This window comes from Virgibacillus alimentarius (genome assembly GCF_017874635.1).
GTDB classification, from domain to species: domain Bacteria; phylum Bacillota; class Bacilli; order Bacillales; family Amphibacillaceae; genus Virgibacillus_B; species Virgibacillus_B alimentarius.
In genome coordinates this window covers 16,353-37,474 of the sequence record NZ_JAGIKX010000010.1, presented here as the reverse complement: position 1 = coordinate 37,474, position 21,122 = coordinate 16,353, and the positions used below count along the sequence as shown (strand labels likewise).

20 protein-coding genes and 1 pseudogene are annotated in these 21,122 nt (G+C 38.3%); 16 read left to right on the top strand and 5 right to left on the bottom strand.

Annotated elements, in window-relative coordinates; translation table 11 throughout:
* Positions 1–21: 21 nt before the first annotated feature.
* The 14 genes and pseudogenes from phnH to J2Z81_RS07400 all read left to right on the top strand — a co-directional run bounded on the left by phnH (position 22) and on the right by J2Z81_RS07400 (position 12,381).
* Positions 22–618 (top strand): phosphonate C-P lyase system protein PhnH, encoded by a 597-nt coding sequence (gene phnH / locus J2Z81_RS07465; RefSeq protein ID WP_029269511.1) that lies wholly within the window; start codon positions 22–24, stop codon positions 616–618.
* On the top strand, positions 618–1,721 hold the full coding sequence (locus J2Z81_RS07460; RefSeq protein ID WP_226371041.1) for a carbon-phosphorus lyase complex subunit PhnI: 1,104 nt from the start codon (positions 618–620) through the stop codon (positions 1,719–1,721). Before phnH ends, J2Z81_RS07460 begins: the two co-directional genes overlap by 1 nt.
* A 2-nt stretch (positions 1,722–1,723) precedes the next feature.
* Positions 1,724–2,587, top strand: coding sequence for an alpha-D-ribose 1-methylphosphonate 5-phosphate C-P-lyase PhnJ (locus J2Z81_RS07455; protein WP_226371040.1), 864 nt, complete (start codon positions 1,724–1,726; stop codon positions 2,585–2,587).
* Positions 2,580–3,419, top strand: coding sequence for an ATP-binding cassette domain-containing protein (locus J2Z81_RS07450; RefSeq protein WP_029269515.1), 840 nt, complete (start codon positions 2,580–2,582; stop codon positions 3,417–3,419). The genes J2Z81_RS07455 and J2Z81_RS07450 overlap by 8 nt, the downstream gene beginning before the upstream one ends.
* Positions 3,420–3,433: 14 nt before the next feature.
* Positions 3,434–4,657 (top strand): phosphonate metabolism protein PhnM, encoded by a 1,224-nt coding sequence (phnM, locus tag J2Z81_RS07445; RefSeq protein ID WP_051681471.1) that lies wholly within the window; start codon positions 3,434–3,436, stop codon positions 4,655–4,657.
* The gene (gene phnL / locus J2Z81_RS07440; protein ID WP_029269519.1) at positions 4,635–5,354 is read left to right on the top strand and encodes a phosphonate C-P lyase system protein PhnL; all 720 of its coding nucleotides are present in this window, start codon (positions 4,635–4,637) and stop codon (positions 5,352–5,354) included. Before phnM ends, phnL begins: the two co-directional genes overlap by 23 nt.
* Positions 5,351–6,148: a PHP domain-containing protein gene (locus tag J2Z81_RS07435; RefSeq protein WP_029269521.1), complete on the top strand. Its 798-nt coding sequence runs from the start codon at positions 5,351–5,353 to the stop codon at positions 6,146–6,148. The genes phnL and J2Z81_RS07435 overlap by 4 nt, the downstream gene beginning before the upstream one ends.
* Positions 6,149–6,327: 179 nt before the next feature.
* Positions 6,328–7,371: a PhnD/SsuA/transferrin family substrate-binding protein gene (locus tag J2Z81_RS07430; RefSeq protein WP_029269523.1), complete on the top strand. Its 1,044-nt coding sequence runs from the start codon at positions 6,328–6,330 to the stop codon at positions 7,369–7,371.
* 73 nt (positions 7,372–7,444) lie between these two features.
* Positions 7,445–8,209 carry a phosphonate ABC transporter ATP-binding protein gene (phnC, locus tag J2Z81_RS07425; RefSeq protein WP_226371039.1) on the top strand — a complete coding sequence of 255 codons (765 nt, stop codon included), beginning with the start codon at positions 7,445–7,447 and terminating at the stop codon, positions 8,207–8,209.
* A gap of 25 nt (positions 8,210–8,234) precedes the next feature.
* Positions 8,235–9,008, top strand: coding sequence for a PhnE/PtxC family ABC transporter permease (locus J2Z81_RS07420; protein WP_226981278.1), 774 nt, complete (start codon positions 8,235–8,237; stop codon positions 9,006–9,008).
* Positions 9,008–9,844 carry an ABC transporter permease subunit gene (locus J2Z81_RS07415; protein WP_029269529.1) on the top strand — a complete coding sequence of 279 codons (837 nt, stop codon included), beginning with the start codon at positions 9,008–9,010 and terminating at the stop codon, positions 9,842–9,844. Before J2Z81_RS07420 ends, J2Z81_RS07415 begins: the two co-directional genes overlap by 1 nt.
* 346 nt (positions 9,845–10,190) lie before the next feature.
* Positions 10,191–10,790 (top strand): DedA family protein, encoded by a 600-nt coding sequence (locus J2Z81_RS07410; RefSeq protein ID WP_029269531.1) that lies wholly within the window; start codon positions 10,191–10,193, stop codon positions 10,788–10,790.
* Between the two features lie 249 nt (positions 10,791–11,039).
* Positions 11,040–11,750, top strand: a complete 711-nt coding sequence (locus J2Z81_RS07405) for an EcsC family protein (RefSeq protein WP_029269533.1) — start codon at positions 11,040–11,042, stop codon at positions 11,748–11,750.
* A 17-nt stretch (positions 11,751–11,767) separates the two neighbouring features.
* Positions 11,768–12,381 (top strand): annotated as a pseudogene (locus J2Z81_RS07400) (nucleotidyltransferase domain-containing protein).
* 77 nt (positions 12,382–12,458) lie between these two features.
* Here J2Z81_RS07400 and J2Z81_RS07395 read toward each other — a convergent pair.
* A complete protein-coding gene (locus tag J2Z81_RS07395) occupies positions 12,459–14,192 on the bottom strand; it encodes an ABC transporter ATP-binding protein (RefSeq protein WP_226371037.1) in 1,734 nt (577 codons plus the stop codon).
* Between the two features lie 290 nt (positions 14,193–14,482).
* Between J2Z81_RS07395 and yfkAB the strand changes: the two genes are divergently transcribed.
* Positions 14,483–15,613 carry a radical SAM/CxCxxxxC motif protein YfkAB gene (gene yfkAB / locus J2Z81_RS07390; protein ID WP_226371036.1) on the top strand — a complete coding sequence of 377 codons (1,131 nt, stop codon included), beginning with the start codon at positions 14,483–14,485 and terminating at the stop codon, positions 15,611–15,613.
* Between the two features lie 109 nt (positions 15,614–15,722).
* Here the strand turns inward: yfkAB and J2Z81_RS07385 are convergent, their stop codons facing one another.
* Both J2Z81_RS07385 and J2Z81_RS07380 read right to left on the bottom strand, forming a co-directional pair.
* Positions 15,723–16,343: an NUDIX hydrolase gene (locus tag J2Z81_RS07385; protein WP_226371035.1), complete on the bottom strand. Its 621-nt coding sequence runs from the start codon at positions 16,341–16,343 to the stop codon at positions 15,723–15,725.
* A gap of 203 nt (positions 16,344–16,546) precedes the next feature.
* The gene (locus tag J2Z81_RS07380; RefSeq protein WP_226371034.1) at positions 16,547–18,151 is read right to left on the bottom strand and encodes a catalase; all 1,605 of its coding nucleotides are present in this window, start codon (positions 18,149–18,151) and stop codon (positions 16,547–16,549) included.
* 282 nt (positions 18,152–18,433) lie between these two features.
* On the opposite strand from J2Z81_RS07380, the gene J2Z81_RS07375 reads away from it, so the two are divergent.
* Positions 18,434–19,027 (top strand): lysophospholipid acyltransferase family protein, encoded by a 594-nt coding sequence (locus J2Z81_RS07375; RefSeq protein WP_029269540.1) that lies wholly within the window; start codon positions 18,434–18,436, stop codon positions 19,025–19,027.
* A 52-nt stretch (positions 19,028–19,079) separates the two neighbouring features.
* Here J2Z81_RS07375 and J2Z81_RS07370 read toward each other — a convergent pair whose 3' ends face one another.
* Both J2Z81_RS07370 and J2Z81_RS07365 read right to left on the bottom strand, forming a co-directional pair.
* Positions 19,080–19,697, bottom strand: coding sequence for a DUF3298 and DUF4163 domain-containing protein (locus J2Z81_RS07370; protein WP_029269542.1), 618 nt, complete (start codon positions 19,695–19,697; stop codon positions 19,080–19,082).
* 166 nt (positions 19,698–19,863) lie between these two features.
* The gene (locus tag J2Z81_RS07365; RefSeq protein WP_051681473.1) at positions 19,864–21,108 is read right to left on the bottom strand and encodes a serpin family protein; all 1,245 of its coding nucleotides are present in this window, start codon (positions 21,106–21,108) and stop codon (positions 19,864–19,866) included.
* Positions 21,109–21,122: the final 14 nt, after the last annotated feature.

The following is a 21,122-nucleotide window of genomic DNA, read 5'->3' as shown; positions in this document are numbered from 1 at the left end:
AAAGGATGAGGAGAGATAAATATGTTAATCGATCAAGTACATGATCTGCAATATGTTTACCGAAGATTATTGCATAGTTTATCAAGGCCAGGAACGATATCATCTATTCAGAAATCAGCAGAAAAAGTGGATCATTCACTCCCCTGTTTTGATGCAACGTTACTTTGCGCGATGACTTTGCTTGATGCTGAAGTTTCTTTTCATATCCTTCCTAATGATGATGGCGATTTAATCGAGAAAATTTCGGAATATACATTAGCCAACTATGCTCCGATTACGGAAGCGGATTATATTTTTGTCCTGTGTGGAACGACAGAAACAATGATCACCGGTGCAATGGAAGATTGTAAAATTGGCACTCTTATCAATCCAGAGCATTCGGCTACATGGATTATGGAAAGCAAGACGCTAACAAATCATGATGGAGTTACATTAAGTGGACCAGGAATTAAACACACTGCAAAACTACATCTTGATTATACTGTTGGAATGTGGAATGAAAGGAATGAACGGACGAAGGAATATCCGCTCGGTATTGATTTGATTTTTGTAGATAATGAAGCACAAATCACTGGTGTCCCTAGAACGAGTATCATTGAGTTTATGGAGGTGGTCTAATGGGCTATGTTGCAGTGAAAGGCGGCACAAAAGCGATTGAAGCTTCCATGAAAAGAGTGAAGTATGACCGTATAAAAGGAGAGAAAGTTCTTGACGTGCATACAATCATGTCAACAATGAGCGCCATGGTTGACCAAGTTATGTCAGAGAGCAGTTTATATTCTCCTTTTCTAGCAGCACTTTCTATTAAACAGGCAGAAGGTAATATGGAAGAAGCTGTTTTTCTCATGCGTGCACACCGTTCGACTCTACCCCGCCTTTATTATAGTCAAGCCTTGGAAACTAAAACAATGCTGGTAGAACGGCGTATTTCAGCAAGTTTTAAGGATATTCCGGGTGGGCAGTTATTAGGGTCCACCGTTGATTATACACATCGATTGTTGGATTTTAATTTAGTAGATGAAAGTTTAGAAAAAAATAAAAGATGGCTAAAAGACTATGAAACTGCTTTGCAAGAAAATGTACCTTCAGATCATGTTCATTATTATACGAAAGTGGTTGAGTACTTACGGGAGGAAGGCCTTTTTGAAAAATATGCACTAGATAATACAGATCCGGTTGATATTACAAAGGAAAGTCTTCATTTTCCGGCTCCAAGAAGTGCCAGATTACAAGTTTTAACGAGAGGTCAAACGGGAGCTGTCACATCATTGGGTTATGCTTCATTGCGTGGTTATGGACAGGTCCATCCAACGGTGGGCGAAGTGCGTGTAGGACATGTTCCAATTCATGTTAAACATCCAAATGAAATAGAGGATGATGCTGAAAATGACTATTACATTGGAAAAATAAAGATAACAGAAGTAGAGGCTTTTGTACCAGTCAATATCAAAAATGAAGATCATGAGGAAGAACTGGCATTTGAAATAGGCTATGGTGTCTGTTATGGACAAAATGAAACGAAGGCAATTGCAATGAGTATATTAGATCAATGTTTGGAACATCCGGAATATCATTTTCCAACCCATGACGAGGAATTTGTGTTACTCCATATTGATTCGGTTGAGTCAACGGGTTTTATTTCCCATTTAAAATTACCGCATTATGTCACATTTCAGTCCAGGTTGGATAGTGTCCGCCGTGTAAAGAAAGGAAGGCAATAATAATGCATAATACGCATTTTGCGTTTTTTGATGAAAGTTCAAAAAAAGAGATTCGTCGTGCTATTTTAAAAGCAGTGGCCATTCCCGGATATCAGGTTCCGTTTGCTTCAAGGGAGATGCCAATCGCGAGAGGCTGGGGGACAGGGGGCTTGCAAATCACCTTGTCTATTATAGGAAAACCAGATGTACTTAAGGTCATTGATCAAGGGGCAGATGAGTCTGTTAATGCAGTGAGCATTAAGAAACTAGTTCACGAAACAACTGGTGTAAAGCTGACAGATCAAACCAAGGATGCTTCGATTATACAATCAAGACATCGTATTCCCGAGGTCCCTTTGACAAAGGATCAAATTATCGTTTTACAAGTTCCGGAGCCTGAGCCGCTTCGTAAGGTTGAAGCAAAGGAATATGTAACAAAAAAATTACATGCAGAAAAAGAATATAGCGCGGCTTGGCTCATGCTATTTGAACAAATCATGAAATTCGGCAGAACCTCGACAGCAGAGGATCATCCTGTATACGTTCATAACAGGTATGTTATGGCTCCTAGTCCGATTCCGAGATTTGATAACCCAAAAATGCATCAGTCGGATGCGCTTATGTTGCTCGGTGCCGGAAGAGAAAAGAAGATATACGCCATACCCCCTTATACCGAAGTGAAATCTCTTGCCTTTGAGGATTATCCATTTACGGTTGAATCCTTTGAAGGGAAAAGCTGTCATCTATGTGGTGCAACGAAAACGTTCTTGGATGAAATGATTGATCCGGAAACGGGTGATGCGATCTATCAATGTAATGATACAAGCTACTGCATTTCACGATTGAATGAAAATGAAAAAAGTGAGGTGGCGGAAAGTTATGTATGAAAAGCCAATATTAAAAGTACGTCATTTGCACAAGCAATTCGGAAAGGGCTGCACACAGTGTCAGGAAGGGCATAGTGAATCCCTCCAAAAAAATTACTGTCCAAAATGTGGAACAGTCTATGCATGTAGAGATGTTTCGTTCGATTTATTTCCCGGAGAAATTCTTGGCATTGTTGGTGAGAGCGGAAGTGGAAAATCCACGATGATGCAATGTTTGTACTTTGATGAAGCAGTTACATCGGGAGAAGCGTATGTCAATGATTCAGATCTGATGGGGAAAAACATGTTTGAATTATCAGCACAGCAAAAGCGCTCTATTCGCAACCATAAATATGGAATGGTTTACCAGAACCCTGTTCATGGATTAAAAATGGACTTTTCTTCTATAGGGAACATCGCAGAAAAATTAATTGCCGCAGGAAAACGTTATGTAAACGAAATGGAAGCAACAAGTAAAAATCTACTGGATAGTGTACACATTCCTTTATTTCGAATGAAAGAAGAACCGCAAAACTTCTCTGGGGGAATGCAACAAAGGGTCCAAATTGCAAAAGCGTTATCGAATAATCCGCCCATTCTTTTTTTGGATGAAGTAACGACGGGGCTTGATTTATCTGTACAGGCAAATGTTCTGGATTTAATTAAGAAAATACAGCGGGAATTAGGGATAAGTATGGTTGTAGTCTCTCATGATCTAGCAGTGATCCGAATGTTAGCTGACCGTACGGTTGTTATGCTAAACGGTTCGATTATTGAAGAAGGATTAACTGACCAAATTTTGGAGGATCCTCAGCGTGCATATACACAACAACTGGTCTACTCACTTATATAGGGGGATGATAATGTATGTATATTATTTATAATGGAAAAATCGTAACAGAAGAAAAGATCATCGAGGATCATGCTGTCCTTGTTAATGGGCCTTTCATCGAAGCTATTATCCCAGAAGGAGATATTTACTGGTATATTGACGCACAGTTCATTGATGCAAAAGGTGGATATATTTCCCCTGGGTTTGTCGATATTCATTCTGATTATATTGAAACCATTGTATCCCCTAGACCTACAAGTATGATGAATGTTGATATCAGTTTAAGGGAAGCTGAAAAAATACTAATCAGTCATGGCATTACGACTATGTTTCATTCTCTTTCCTTTTATCGGGAAGATGTTTTCTCAAATAAACCGATAAGACAGCCGAGAAATGTTCAGCGCTTGGTGGATGCAATTGCAGAAACACATCATGCATTGCACCTTATTCGCCACAGGATGCATGCGCGTTTTGAAATTGACAATATCGATGGAGTTGAGCAGATCGTAAAAAATATTGAAGAAGACAAAGTGCATCTACTCTCTTTTATGGACCATACACCAGGGCAGGGTCAATATCGGGATTTGGAAATATACCGGGATACGTTGAAGGGATACCGGGACTTATCGAATGAACAAATTGCTGACATTATCAAGGAAAGAAAAAATAGTAAGTGCCTGACAATAGATCAAATAAAGGAAGTCGCTAATTTGGCCTTATCAAAAAATATAGCAGTAGCTTCCCATGATGATGATGATACAAAAAAATTAAATTTAGTAAAAACACTAGGTACAACGATTAGCGAATTTCCGATAACGATGGGTGTAGCAAAAAAGGCAAAGGAAATGGGGCTAGTGACAGTTGCTGGTGCTCCGAATGTGCTGATGGGCGGTTCTCATTCAGGTAATTTATCCGCAGCGGAAGCGGTAGAGCATAAATGCGTGGATATTTTGTGCAGTGATTATTATCCATCTGCATTGCTTCATGCAATATTTGAATTAAGTGAGAAATATGGCAATGATTTGCACGAGATGTTTATGATGGTTACCCTTAATCCCGCAAAAGCTGTATGTATGGATGATGAGGTAGGTTCGATCCGGCAGGGGAAAAAGGCAGACATTCTAATTATTGAACGGATGGAAGATGGTTATCCAATGCTGACAAAGACGATGGTAAACGGTGTGATGATCACGACAACAAACTATCGATTGAACAATGAAGTTAGGAGGGAGATCCATGCCAATACTGGAAGTAAATAATTTCGGGAAAAGGTTTACCATTCACCATTTGAATAAAACAATGCACGCGGTTGAACAAATCCATTTTTCATTAAAGCCAGGCGAATTTATTGGAATCATTGGAAAAAGCGGAAGCGGAAAGTCCACAATATTAAAAAGCATTTACCGGACGTACTTACCAGATCAGGGCAGTATTCTTTATGACTCGAAACGCTTTGGAACGATTGATTTATCAAAAGCAACAGAGCGACAAATGCTATTTTTGCGCAAATACGAAATTGGTTATGTATCCCAATTTCTTAATGTGATGCCAAGAACAACGTCAAGACAGCTTGTTGAGCATTCTTTATTAGAAATGGGAGAGTCAGAAGATCGTGCACGAATGGAAGCAGAAAATGCTTTAATCCATTTTGAACTTGACCCGAAGCTGTGGGATACGTACCCAAATACATTTTCCGGGGGTGAGAAGCTTCGCTTAAACATTGCGATGGCAACGGTGAAACAACCTAGGTTATTGCTGCTTGATGAACCTACTGCCAGCTTGGACCAGCAATCTAAAAAAAAGGTCCGTGAAGTTATTGAGAAATTGAAAAGAAATGGTACTACATTGGTAGGGATCTTTCATGATATTGAATTTATGGAAGGGCTTTGTGACAAAGTTTATGATATGAAAACGAAACATTTTATTTATGAGAAAGAAGATGAGTGTATCGTATGAAGGCTGACTTGCATGTTCACAGTAATTATTCTGATGGTTCTGACTCAATCAAAAAAGTGATGCAGCGGGCGCGCGAAAATGGGGTGACCCAAATCAGTTTTGTAGATCATGATACAGTAGATGGGCTTAACGAAGCTTTTGAACTAGGACAGAAATATGGTATGGAGGTTGTACCTGGGGTCGAAATTTCAGCGTATGATTTTCGGAGAAACCGCAAAGTGCATATTTTAGGCTATCACTATCGGACGGACGCACCACATATTAAGAAGCTTTGTCAGCCTCTACTTGAAAGACGGCACGCCCATTCGTTGTGGCAAGTGGAGCAAATACAGGCGGCAGGGTATGCATTAAATAAAGATAAAATAATAGAAACAGCGAAACCGAGTCAGACGGTCTATAAACAACACATTATGAAACATTTATCATCCCCCCCTTATCCATCGACTGCATATCAGCAACTTTATAAAGGGTTATTTAAAGGGAACGGTGTTGCCTCAGGGGACATTGAATATGTGGATGCATTTGAAGCTGTCAGGGTGATTAGCGCTGATGGAGGAATTGCTGTTGTGGCACATCCTGGTCAACTAGATTCTTATGAGATCATACCGGAACTTATTGATGTCGGACTAAAAGGTATCGAAAGGAATCATCACGATCATACCGAGGAAGATCACCAAAAGGTAGAGTTGCTAGCTAAAAGGTATAATCTTATGTTGACAGGCGGAACAGATTATCATGGTTCTTTTGGTAAATCAATAGATGTAGGCGATATCTTAAGTCACACGATATTGTAATGTTAAATTAAGTTAATATAACGTTAAATTACTGTAAATTCGCCCTATTTTGAAACCCGATATGTTTTAATGAAATTATAGAAAAGGAATGGGGTGTTATCTATTACGTTTAAGTAGATTTGTCATTGTTGAAAGAAACAGGGTAGCTTGTAACACTATTTTAAATAGGGGGAGCGTCAATGTTGAAGAAGAATTGGTTGCTTATCACGTTGTTATTCATTACCTTACTACTGGCTGCATGTTCAGAGGGAAGTGCTGGAGCGGATGGGAAAGAAGAAGCGGATGATGTCATTGATATTGTTTGGTACCCGAATGAATCTGGTTCTGATATGAAATCTTCCCGTGATGAAATTGGGAAGATCATTGAAGAAAAAACAGATAAAAAAGTAGAACATCATTTGACAACAGATTACGCAATTGCAATTGAGACACTAGTAAACAACAATGCTGATCTAGCTTTTATGGGAGCTCAAGGATACGTCGAGGCAAACCAAAAAAACGATGCCATTCAACCATTGGCTGTACCAACTGGTCCATCCGGGACATTGGATGATGCTGTTTATCATAGTTGGCTGGCAGTTAACGTTGATGATCAGGAGAATTACAAAGAAGACGGTGAATATGCATTTGATACAATTGAAGATAAAAAGATGTCCTTTGTATCAAACAGTTCTACTTCCGGATTTAAAGTCCCTTCAGCAAGTATTATTGATCATTTTTCAAGTAAAGAAGTGTATGCTGATTTAGCTGAAGAAGACTTAATGGAAGGTGGCGAATTATTCTCTCAAGTATTATTTGGAAATTCGCATCAAGGTTCTGCAGTAAATCTGCTTTCAGGTAATGCAGATGTAGCTGCGTTTTGTGATACATGTGTAGAGAACTATGTAGAAGTTGCTGAAGGGGAAGAAAACAAGCAGGGATCTGTATATAAGGTGAAAGAAGATGCGGCTGAGCCTTTTAATAAAGTAACTGGCAGTGAATTTACGCTTATAAGTGTTACACCAGTTTTAAATGCGCCATTCGTTGCGAATAAGGATGTGATTGGACAGGAGGATTTTGATAAATTACAAGCGTTATTTACTTCTGATGAGGTTGCTAACAATGAGCAGATTTTTGTTCCTGAAGAATCCGGCGAATCAGGTTTATTCTTTAAAACAGATAAGGAGAGATTTTCAGAAGTAGAAGATTCATGGTTTGATCCAATCCGGGAACTTTCCAATTAATTATTTTGTATCTGTTAAGGATGGACGAAGATGAAGATGTTGATTTAATCACATGAAAAGGAGCGAGGATAACATGTCATTGTTAAAAGTTGTGGGACTAGATAAATCATATCATTCAAATTTCCGAGTATTAACTGATATAAATTTTGAAGTTGATACAGGGGAGTTTGTTTCCATCATTGGCCCTTCTGGTGCGGGAAAGTCGACGCTGCTTAGGTGTATCAATCGAATGGTAGAGGTTAATGAAGGCAAGATTCTGTTTGGAGACCTTGATGTAGGCAATTTATCGAAAAAAGCTTTGCGGAAGTTACGGACAAATATTGGCATGATTTTTCAGCATTACAATCTTGTGCCCCGACTGACAGTGATTGAGAATGTGCTTCATGGCAGATTCGGTTACAAAACAACGCTGCAAGGTATTTTAGGGAAATTTACGGAAAAGGAGAAAGAGCACGCCTTTTTCTTACTTGAAAAACTTGGCATTAGTGACCATGCTTATAAACGATGTGATCAATTAAGTGGTGGGCAGCAGCAAAGGGTAGGAATTGCTCGGGCCCTGATCCAAGAGCCAAAACTTGTATTATGTGATGAACCGATTGCTTCTTTGGATCCTAATTCCTCCAAAGTGATTATGGATCATTTAAAAGCAATTACTTCTGAACTGAATATTACTTGTTTGGTAAATTTGCATCAGGTTGACGTTGCAATCAACTATTCTGACCGGATTATCGGATTGAATCAAGGAGAAATCGTGTTTGATGGTCCAAGTCAAATGCTCACAGAAGGACGTATAAACAGTATTTATGGAACAGAGACAAGACAGTTGATTACAGTGTAAGGAGCATAACATCGTGAACGATATAATGATACGGAAACGCAAATGGCAATTTACAATATTTTTAATCATTATGATTGCTGCAACCTATGCATCTTCCATCATAACGGATTTTAATGCACTGCATGGAATTACCACGTTTCCTGCAGCATTATACTGGATCTTTTCTAACATGCTCATATCGCAAGAGACGCTAACACGACTGCCAAGTATACTGGATAAGTTGTTGGAAACGATTTTCATGTCAATTGCGGCCACAACAACCGCAGCAGTGATTTCTATGTTTTTAGGGCTGATGGGATCGACTACAACCAGAGTGAATCGCGCTTTTAGTTCGCTTGCCAGATTCACTGCTTCTATTTCAAGAAATCTCCCAGTTGTCGCCTGGGCATTAATTTTGCTGCTTTCTTTTGGGCAAAACTCTTTAACTGGATATTTGGCTTTATTTGTTGGCTCCATTGGCTTCCTCACGAGAGTATTTATTGAAACCATTGATGAAGCGAGTCAAAGTTCTGTAGAAGCACTAAGAGCAACTGGCGCAACGTACTTTCAAATTGTGAATAAAGCTGTCATCCCGCAATGTCTGCCACTCCTCATCAGCTGGATATTATTTATGATTGAAACGAATATCAGGAGTGCAACTTTAGTGGGCATATTAACAGGTACAGGAATTGGCTATACATTTGATTTATATTATAAATCGATGAACTATAATGTGGTGGCACTTGTGACATTCAGTATAGTAATAACCGTCATTATCATTGAGCTTCTTTCAAACTACATACGAAAGGTGATTCTATAATGGAAGTGGCTAATATAAGAAGAAAAAGAGATGGTCGAATAACGATTAAAGCTGGCAGTAAAGCAGAAGCTTTAATGGTTAGCACCTTAATGATATTAGCAGTGCTAACCATGATCGGATTTCTGTTATTTGACTATTCTGGACTGGAGCTTAAAAAGGCGATCTCAGAAACAGGGAATAACCTGAAGACAATGTTTTTGGAACCTGCTTTAACTCACTTTAGCTGGGGTGAGGCAATCTACCAAGTGGGAATCACAGTAGGGTTAGCCTTTCTAGCAACAGTACTAGGGGCGGTTATTTCTATTTTTTTAGCTTTGTTTGCCGCAACCAATTTATCGAATGAGTGGGTGTCAAAAGTCATTCGTATTTTCGTTGCCGTTATCCGTGCGGTACCAACTGTATTATGGGTTCTTATATTTGCTATTGCTGCTGGATTAGGCAGTGAAGCTGCGATTATCGGAATGCTTTTTCATTCAATAGCATATCTAGTCAAAGCTTATTCGGAAGTGTTTGAAGAGGTGGATGAGGGAACGCTAGAAGCGTTACGTGCAACAGGCTCCAACTGGTGGCATATTGTTATGCATGGTGTCATCCCATCGACATTAACTTATTTAATGTCCTGGACCTTTTTGCGATTTGAAATTAATTTTTCGGTAGCGGTAGCAATGGGGGCGGCAGCTGGTGCAGGTGGCATCGGATTCGAGCTTTTCATGGCCTCCGGATTCTATTTTGACTTACGAGAAGTAGGAATGATCACTTATGCAATTCTAGTTGTGGCGATTATATTAGAAATTATTTCAACCCGACTAAAAAATCGGTACTTTCCCAGTCAGTGATATAAAAAATAAAAAAAATGCCGTAACAAGAAAAATCAATAGGCATCATATTATATTAGGGGTACAAATTGGAAATCGATTCGTACCCCGTTTTTAGAGGATTTAATTGCTGAAAAGCAAAATTAATAGATACAAATATTGAAGAACGAAGCAGGAAAAATCAAATCCGACACCTTATCAAGTCAGGGTGTTGGATTTTTTATTTTATATGTAGAAAATGAGAAGGTGCAACACCAATCAAACAGCTTAAGATGTATTCGATTCGCATAATAAAAAGACATTGAGAGAAGCTTAAGAAACATGGGATACGTATAATTTACTACAAGTAAAAGGAAGGTAAAATCCGATGATACAGGCATTTTTGGAATGGATCAAAGTTATTGGGCTACCGGGATTATTTTTAGTAATGTTCCTAGAAGGGTCTTCTTTGCCTTTTCCTGGTGTGGTTATGGTGCTCACTTATGGATACTTACTTTCCCCTGGATATTTGGGTACAGCTATACTTGCAGTTGGGATGGGCATTGCTTACAGTATTGCGAGTCTTATTCCATACTTTATCGCAATAAAGTTAGAACAATTCCTCCCCAAACGCATAAAGAAAGGCTTGAAGAAAGGACAATCATTTTTTAACCGGTACGGGGTATGGAGCATTGCACTATCTCGACCGTTTGGTGTTGGTAATTATATTTCGTATATAGCGGGAATGAGTAACGTGAATGTATTTAAGTATTTTATATTAACCTTTATCGGCATTTATCCGTGGTCCTATGTAATGATTATTTTAGGAGATTTTTTCAATGGTAATTACGAGGCATTTAAACAATTTTTTCAATCATACAGCATGTATATATACGGCACCGTAATTATCTTAGTTATTGTCATTGCACTATTTTTATACAAAAAGATCAAACAGAGAAAAGGAGGAAATTTCAAAATCCGGAGGTGAGATGTATTGAATTGGGAGGATATTGCAGATGTGAAATGATAAAGGAATAAAAACTTTGCGACATTATCTATTTTGCTAAGCACCTATACATAATTTATTCATACAATAATATAAATATAACGCTACCTAGAATCATTGTATCTATTAAGATTCACACTACGTTTATCCTGATATTTTCGCTTAAAGCAATATACGATACAATGGATATGTAGAAGGTTTAACTGTAAGTAATTTGGAGATGATTGGCGAATGATAGCGTATGAAATAAAGGTACATGAAGAGATAATAGACTGGCAGAAGCGTATTTTAAAACGATCAAACTTCTTCAACCGAATGTCCAAAAAGGCTCAGAATAAAATAAATGGAATGATTCCTGGTAAAGTTCATCAGGTTATCACGGATAGTATCAAAAATATGGTGAAAGCAACCTTGTTTGGCTCCAATCTTACAACAAACAAAACGAAGTCAATGGGAATGCGATTAGAGGAACGGGATCATCTTCTGAAGGAAAAGCTATCCTCTTACCGGAAGACAGCAGTTGCTGAAGGAGCAGGAACAGGGGCGGGCGGGATTTTTCTAGGACTTGCTGATTTCCCTTTGCTTTTATCGATTAAAATGAAATTTTTATTTGATGCTGCTGCGGTTTATGGCTTTAATACGGATGAATATGAAGAACGCTTATTCATTCTTCATGTATTTCAGCTAGCTTTTTCAAATGATGAGAAACGAAGGGAAACATTCCATATTATTGATCATTGGGAAGAAACAAAGAAAACGCTTGTCGATATGGATTGGTATGTGTTTCAGCAAGAATATCGCGACTACATTGATTTAGTGAAATTAGCACAGTTAATTCCGGGCTTTGGAGCAATTGTCGGCGCTTATGCAAATTATAATCTTCTCGATCAATTAGGAGAAACAGCAATGAATGCCTATCGAATGCGGTATCTGAGAAAGTAAATGAAGGAGTGTTTGTTTTGTCTGTGAAACAAGTTAAGAATGATGTTAGTCAAGCTTTAGAAAACGCCTTTGGGATTGTAGGGATCGTGCTTGGAGGCTCAAGGGCGAGGGATAGGCATCGGCTTGATTCTGACATCGATATTGGAATCTATTACGATGAAACACGGGGCTTTGATACAAAGATAGTGAATAAGATTGCTGCACAATTAGATGATGATCACCGGGAAAACTTAGTGTCATCCCTTGGGGGCTGGGGCGACTGGATCAATGGCGGAGGCTGGCTAGTCGTGCAAGGTTTCCATGTTGATCTTATTTTCTATTTGAAGCGTCTTTTTCTCTAATGTTTGCTGAAGATAATGTGGATAAAGATGATATTTCGTATGTTGCTGGGCACTGTTTCCGAACGATTTCCTGTTTAAATCAAGTATTGTTTGCAGTGAATGAAGTGTATTGCATCAATGAGAAGAAAGCGGTGGCTATGGTTGATGATTTTCACGGGAAACCGGAAAATTACAAACAAAAGGTAGATGCGGCTTTTAGTAAACTTTCATCTAGTCAGCAAAGTACAAGAGAAGCTGTAGAAATAATACGTAAACTTGTAACAAAGACGAAGAAGATAGTGAATGTTTGATTGATTTGATACATAACTGGACGAGGGTGACTCTTTGGTCGTTGCTGTATACGTTTACCAAAGAATCGAACATTTTCTCATGTCAATTGCTGCTCCGCAAACGCTCGGTATAATGTATGGGATTGTATTAATTCTTGATGTGTTCCACTTCCAGTTATCCGTCCATTCTCGATAAACAGTATTTTATCAGCGTCTACAATTGTTGATAGCCTGTGAGCAATCACGAATGTTGTTCTTCCTTTCATAAGTTTTTCTAGCGCTTGCTGAACAACCTTTTCTGATTGACTATCTAGGCTTGCAGTTGCTTCGTCCATCAAAAGAATATTGGGATCCCTTAGAAAAGCCCGGGCAATAGCGATCCGTTGCCTTTGTCCACCCGAAAGTTTTATTCCTCGTTCACCAATCTCTGTATCTAGTCCATCCGGAAAAGACTTAATAAATTGTGCTGCGTACGCCATTTCAGCTACTTCCCACAGACGATTATCGGATATTTCATTCCAATCTTCTAAGCCATAACATAAGTTTTCACGAATTGTACCAGTCATCATCGCACTTTCTTGGGGAACATAGCCGATTTGACTTCGCCAGGATTGTATTGATAGTTTTTTAATGGATGTATTACCGATTCGAATTTCGCCACTGCATGGCTCGTAAAAGCGCTCCAGCAATCCGAATATGGTCGTTTTGCCACCACCACTTGGGCCAGCGAAAGCAACCATTTCACCGGGTTCGGCTGTAAATGATACGTTCTGAAGGACAAGTTCATTCGCAGTATATGCAAATGATACATCATTAACGTGAAGGGTTTTATTTGCAATATCGATATCTAATCCATCCTGACCTTCTTCCAAAGGCAGTTCAAGTATAGAAATAATCCGTTCGGTCGCCCCTTTTGCTTTTTGTAATTGAGTGAAAAACATGGCAAAAGTAGTAATAGGCATAATGATTTGGAAAAGGTAAAGCAAAAAGGCAACAAGGGAGCCGGTAGACATTGTTCCGCTTGCAACACGTATGCCACCATAGCCAATAATCATGACAATGACGACCATGATGACAAGATGCATTAACGGTGCAATAAAAGCAAAGATACGTGCCTCTTTTAATCCGAATCCAAGTAAACTTTTTATCCCGGCTATACCCTTTCTTTCCGCATCTTTTTCTGCGTTAGAGGCTTTCATCAAGCGAATTTCGCTAAGTGTTTGTTGGACGTTCCCTGTAAACATGGCTGTTTCATCTTGAAGACCGCGTGATATTTTCGCCATTTTTCTTCCAAGTGGAATCATAATCGCTATCGTAACAGGAACGGAGAGAAGCATAATTACTGTCATTTTCCAATCCATAACGAGTAAAATAGCAATCGCACCTATAATGGAGATCATTCCAGTTATAAATTGCGGAAAGTGTTCCGATATAAGGTCCTTAACAATGCTTGTGTCATTCACAACCCGACTTACTGTTTCCCCGCTGGATGTCTTATCGAAATAGCTGACTGGCAGCCGGGTGAGCTTTAGCCACATGTTTTCTCGTAGTTTGGCAACTATTTTTTGTCCAACTGCCGTTAACAGATAAATCGATAATCCATTGACGATCGCTTGCGTAATAAACGCTGCAACTATCGCCACAATGAGAGGAACACTTAGCGATGATATCGAAAAACCATCTATTAAATTTTTTGTCAGTATGGGAACGATTAGCCCTGCAAGCGTTGTAACAACACTTGCGATTAAACCAATCGTAAGAGACAGCTTCGGAATATTCGTCGACAATAAAAGTGAAAAAAAAGACCCAAGACCATTTTGTTCATTCTTCATGCAATTAAACTCCTTCTTGTTCGGGGTTTGTCCCCCACCCACTGCGTTAGCACTTTATGTGTCAGGGGATAAGCCCCCATATATGATTTTCTGATAAAGCAGGTGAAAAGTAAAGTGCACGCATTTTTAAATGGTTTTATTTTAGATGTAACATTCATAGGGTGATGTTAGGGAAAAGAACAATAATTGACGGTCATGATAAAATTGGATAGAGGAATGAAAGGATTCTAGAAATTTTTCATGTATAAGTCATGATATTTAAACATGAATATTGAAAGGAAGTTTCATAGATGAATCTAAAAGAAAATCTGCAGGCGATGTCTCCTGCCAACGATCCGTGGGAAGCTTATATGGATGTTGAAGAGCATGGACAGATGACCCTGTCCAATATTGAATTTACGACAACAACCCTTTGTAACATGCGCTGCGCACACTGTGCTGTTGGATACACATTACAGCATCGTGATCCAGAGTCTTTGCCGATGGACCTTATCTTAAGGCGACTAGATGAGATCCCATATCTTCGTACGCTTAGTATTACAGGCGGAGAACCGATGATGTCCAAGAAGTCGATAAGAAATGATGTCCTTCCATTGCTTGAATATGCGCATAATCGCGGTGTGAAAACACAAATCAACTCTAATTTAACGCTGCCTTATGATAGGTATACGTCGATTATTCCTTATTTAGATGTACTACATATATCACATAACTGGGGGACTGTTGAAGAATTTGTAGAAACTGGATTTGCCAACATGGAACGGAAGCCTTCCGCGGAAAACCGGAAAAACTACTTTGAGCGCATGGTTGAAAATGCTCAGCGTCTATCAAGTGAAGGAGTTATGGTGTCAGCAGAAACGATGCTAAATAAGCGCACGTTCCCGTATCTTGAAAGTATTCATGATCATGTTATTGAAATGGGGTGTTCTCGTCATGAAATTCACCCGATGTATCCAGTTGATTTCGCCAGCAGACTTGAAACACTCCATTTAGATGGTATTCGAACTGCCATTAAACGATTGCTTGATCATCGCAACGAAGGTATCTGGATGATGTTTGGTACGCTTCCTTTTTATCCTTGCAGTTCAACGGAAGAGGATTTGGAATTGCTTAAACGCCTTTACCGACAAAAAAATGTTAGCATCAGAAATGATCCAGATGGACGTTCTCGATTAAATGTAAATATTTTTACCGGAGATGTCATTGTAACTGATTTTGGTGATGAGGAACCATCGCTAGGAAACATTCAAAATACATCTTTACCAGAAGCTTATGATCGGTGGATGGCATCATCTACAGCAAAAAGCCTTAACTGTCATTGTCCAGCGGTAAAATGTTTGGGACCAAATCTACTCGTTAAAAATACGTATTATCAAGATATTGATTTTCAAAAGCGGGAAACGAATATCAAGATGTATTAAAGTCATATGAATGATAGCTAGAAAGCCACGATCACAAAATGATCATGGCTTTTCACTTTTAATGCTTCACGTACTGATTCTATGAATCTAGTACACACAGTTAAAAGAATTATTCCTTTTGAAGTAAGGATATAAAGTGGGTTAATATTTTTGCGGTTAATCCCCAAATTACTCTTTCATTATATTTATAAAATATCTCGTCGATTTGACGAGTTCGCCAATTATAATTTTCTCCGCCAATAATTAAGTCATAAGGGAAACTTTCTTCTGGAATTACTTCGAAATTCACTTTATACTTCTTCGGATTTGTTTTGAGGAAATAGGAAAGTGGTACGGTAAATACTTCTTCAACTTCATCTTTGTTCGGTGTAATCTGTTTAATGTTTTTAATTCTGCCTATAAAGGGATAGATGATTCTTCCGAAGTCAGAGACCATATAGTCGAGTGGAATTACATCATAGATATCTGCTTCAGAAATCCTAAGTTCCTCTGAAGTCTCCCGGATTGCGGTCTGTCGTTGATTTTTATCGTCCTTATCAACTTTCCCTCCTGGAAAGCAAATATCTCCAGGTTGACTGCGCAAATTCATGGAACGGACCTCAAACAAAATATAAGTTTCTTCTCCTATTTCAATGAGCGGGAGCAGTATAGCATATTTGCGGAATTTTTCTTGTCCAAGAATGGATGGATTACGGTTTTTTAACTTAGTAATAATGTTTGATGCGTTCAAAATTTCACCTCCATACACCCACTATATGCATGCTTTGTACTTTCTATTATACAAGTTCTTCCATTTGAATAACTAATATTTGAAATAACAAAGATTTTTTTTCAGATAAAGAAGGAAAATTATTGGTGCCTCTTTCTATCTGTATGTCTAAATAACAAAGGAGCCAATGTTCCTCAAAATGAACACTGGCTCCTTTTATTTTATTAATAAGGTTCAGCATCTTGGCCTTTTTCAATAGCCTCATCAGGTGCTTTTTCGGCGTCTTTATTGCCTAGAGGGTTCCTGCTTGATCCGTCTTTAACTTTATTAGCTAATCCTTCTCTTAAACGGCGACCGTATTCTTCATCTGCTGATTCTGCTAAAGCGACCATTTTATCTTGAATCCGTTTGTCACACTCGGAAAGATCGCCGACGAGATTAGAAATTAACTCATCCTTTTCCCAGTCTTCAAACCAGCGATATGTTTCACCAGCCTGTTTTGTATTATCATTTCGGTCAATTGATTTACGAACTAGATTTCCTTCAACTCTTGGTGAATGTTCCTTACCAATTTGTTCTGCTTCCTCTAGACCACCTAATATGGATGGTTCATAATTGATGTGTGGATTTTGCTTTGGACCCTTATCATTCTCATATCGTGAACTGCCTCCCTCTTGGTTTGTTGCAACATGTTTTTTCGCAGCATTAATTGGAATTTGTAAATAGTTTGCACCTAATCTGTAGCGTTGTGTATCTGAGTAAGAGAAAGTCCTTCCCTGTAACATTTTATCATCAGAAAAGTCAAGTCCATCAACAAGAACGCCAGTACCAAATGCGGATTGTTCTACTTCTGTAAAGTAATTTTCTGGATTCTTATTTAACACTAATTTACCAACAGGCAACCAAGGAAATTGATCATTAGGCCATAACTTTGTATCATCTAAGGGATCAAAATCCAGTTCAGGATGTGCATCATCACTCATAATTTGTACAAAAAGTTCCCACTCTGGATAGTCACCGTGTTCAATTGCCTCATATAAATCTTGTGTAGCATGACTGAAGTTCGTAGCTTGAATCTCATTTGCCTCTTTTACCGTTAAGTTTTTAATTTCTTGTTTGGGTTCCCAGTGGTATTTAACGAGAACTGCTTCTCCTTTGTCATTTATCCACCTATACGTATTAACACCTGACCCTTGCATCATCCGGTAGTTTGCAGGGATACCCCACGGAGAATAGATAAATGTAACCATATGAAAGGATTCAGGTGAGTTTGCACAAAAATCAAAAAAACGCTCGCTATCCTGTATATTCGTGACTGGATCAGGTCTAAACGCATGGATCATATCAGGAAACTTCATGGCATCTCGAATAAAAAAGATCTTTATATTGTTTCCGACCAAGTCCCAAATTCCATCTTCCGTATAAAATTTTATTGCAAACCCTCTGGGATCCCGAACTGTTTCCGGCGAGTGCTTCCCATTAACAACTGTTGAAAATCGTACAAACACAGGAGTTTGTTTTCCCTTTTCCTGAAAAACTTTTGCTCGTGTATATTTTGATACTGGTTCATCACCAACTGTTCCATATGTTTCAAAATAACCGTGTGCACCAGCACCGCGTGCATGGACAATACGTTCTGGTATCTTTTCTCTGTCAAAGTGACTCATTTTTTCAATGAAATCATAATTCTCTAATGTTGCAGGTCCACGATTTCCAACGGTTCTTATGTTTTGATTGTTGGTAACCGGATGACCTTGTCTAGTTGTTAGCGTCTGATCACTATCGTTTTGGTCATGAGCTTTTAAGTTTTTTGATTTATCTTCATTCACTGGATAACCATCCTTTTCTTACATAGTTATGTTTTGTTGTTTATAATTTATATGATTACGTTTTCCTAAGGGGAATTAATTATTCCTGGGAGGTTAAATTATAGTTACATAAAAGAGGACAAGAAAAATAAAAAAGCAAACATGAAAACGCGAACGTATTTATGTTTGACAACATTGAATCAGGGAAAGGTGATTTCCTTAAATATTAGTACCAGGTAATATAACTTTGTGTTAAAATAGGTGTAGAATATCAACACGCAGTTTTGCAAAGGAGTTTAACAAATGTATTCTTTTTCAGCACATGCCTTAAAAATCATACTTAGTTTATTTGGACGGTTAAAAATTTATAATAAAGATAAAATGCCACGTTCAGGTGGGTCTGTTATAGCGTGTACACATACAGGTTGGGTAGACATACTTTGGCTCGGTATTTCGATTTTGCCTATTCAAATCCATTATATGGCAAAAAAGGAATTATTTCAGACCCCTTTTCTAAAATGGCTCATGAGAAACTTAAATGCCTTTCCAGTAGATCGTGAAAATCCCGGTCCAAGTACGATAAAAGTTCCAAAAAAGTTATTAAAAGAGAACAAAGTTGTCGGTATTTTTCCAAGCGGAACTAGAACAAGTGAAGAGGTGCCGTTAAAAAGAGGAGCTGTTACAATTGCGGCGAGTTCTAAGGTTCCGATTATCCCAGTGGCCTATCATGGACCCAATAATTTTAAGGACTTATTTAAGCGGTTTAAGCCAAAAATTATATACGGTGATCCAATATATTTACCTGAAGACATGCCAAAAAAAGAAGGAATGGAAGTGATGATGAAGGACCTCAACGATACGCTAAAAGAATTACAAAATGAATTAAAGAATAAATAAGGGGACAGTCCCCCACTTTACTAAAGTGCGAAAGTGGTGAGGGACAGTCCCTTTAATTTATCATCCGTTCTAGCAGTCCATTTTCGGGGATAATGTGTTGCAATGTATAAATGGAAATAGGGAACATTGGAAGGCCTACATAGTATGGGGTAATTTCATAAAGCTGGAAATAGAGAACAAGCGTCTTGTCAGCAATATAGAAGTCCTGGTCAGGTGAAATACTAGAAAACCCATTTAAAAGTTGTATGTCCCTTTCCTGTATTTGATGCTCGACATGCTTAGAAAGGACATGGATATAATTACTGTTAGGCTTAAATAGGTCTTGAAGCGTATAATTTTCCCCTGTTTGAATATCGAATGTTAGGGATTTCATCAGCGTGAGTCCATGTGCATGATGGTCAGCCATTGCATAGTTTGTTAGGGTTAAACTAAGTAGATTACGCTCATTCGTTTTAATTTCGAATGTACCAATCATGTCAGCGAATGTGTTAGTACCTTGTTGCTGATATTGATATTGTATTAATGCACGTACCAGTTGATAAATCGTTTGATTAATGTATTGTTGTACATGCATCTCTTGCAAACCATATACTTGAGGATAGTAAATCGTAGTTCCCGGCCGTTTTATGACCATTGTTTGAATGGAGACAGGAAGTGTTTGAATGGACATTTTCATCATCCTTTACATCAGTTTGTAGTATTATATGTAACGATTGGGGAAATGTCCCTTATATTTTACGAGGGTCGCTTGGAAAACAATATTACGGTGATATTAGCTCAGCACTTGGAAGAGAAAAAGCAATAAAATACATAGGCGGGACTGAAAAACAGCCCCGCTATGGTTGATAAATACTGCCTATGAATAAGATGGCTCCCGTTTCATCATCGGTGATGGCGATGAAGAATGGTCGGTTTACTTTCATCTGGAATGGTTTATTAACGGGTGCTGATGTTGTTTCCATTTCTGTAGATGTTGCTGCAGATGCTTCTGTCCCTTCTTCATTGACGTCAATATATGTTTTTTGTTTCACTTGGCCAATCCATACGGGATCATTTCCCTGGATCATTCGGCTAAAATTGGCGTCTTTATTAAATGCTGATTCCATACCTAGTTGCTGCAATGTTTTATTCAATGAGGTTTCATAGTCAATCTGAAACTTAGGAAGAATAATTGTCCCTTTTTTTGTTTGAAATTCCGAATTCCACACCTTCCAATTTTTACTTGATAACATTTCTTCGAATTCTTTTAAACTGCTGTTCTTTTTTGGAAGAAACACCTTCATGCTCATTTCCTCTTCACCGTATGGGAGAGACACTGCTTGAAATTCTTTATCATTCAGATACTCGAGGTCTTCTGTTAGTTTCATGAATGATACATCTTTTTTTGATTTTTCGCTAAGATGAAACGTTCCATCCTTTGTCTGTTTTTGATCAAATGGATATGTCCAGCTCCCTTTAAAGTAAATCGCGTTTGTAAGGATAGATATTAAATCAGGATTTAATGGTTTATCTGCAATTTGTTCAATTTTGTCATTTGTAGCATTTTTTACCCAATTATTTATTTTATCTGCAGATTTAGTATCATGTATGTCAATCGCATTCGCTTCAGCATGAAAATAACTTTTGATTGGATGTACAAAATCCTCTTGGAATTGAAAGTCTTCATTAAGCCACATAGCATTAGCTAAGAACAGTTTTACATGATTGGATTTCTTATCCATGATGGACATCAATGATGCATTTGCTTCGTTTAACTTTTGAACTTCGGTATCCTCCACCCCTAATACCTCTGCTATTTCTTTTTGCGTAACACCATGTGCTCCATTATAGAGCATGGATAATGACAGGAATAAGCTTGTTGGTGAGATGAAAGTATTCAAATACTCGTCTGTCTTGAGTTCTGAGAATAAGTTAAACCCCAATTCATTATTAGAAGGTATAATTTCTTTGTAGTCTTCTTGATTGAATTGTATGTCATCCGTATTTCCAGGTTTATGCTGACTGGATTCTTTTTCCGTACTACAACCTACCATTGTCATAAAGAGTATTCCTAATGAAAATAAAACGGCTAATCTCTTCATGCGCACTCCTTCCC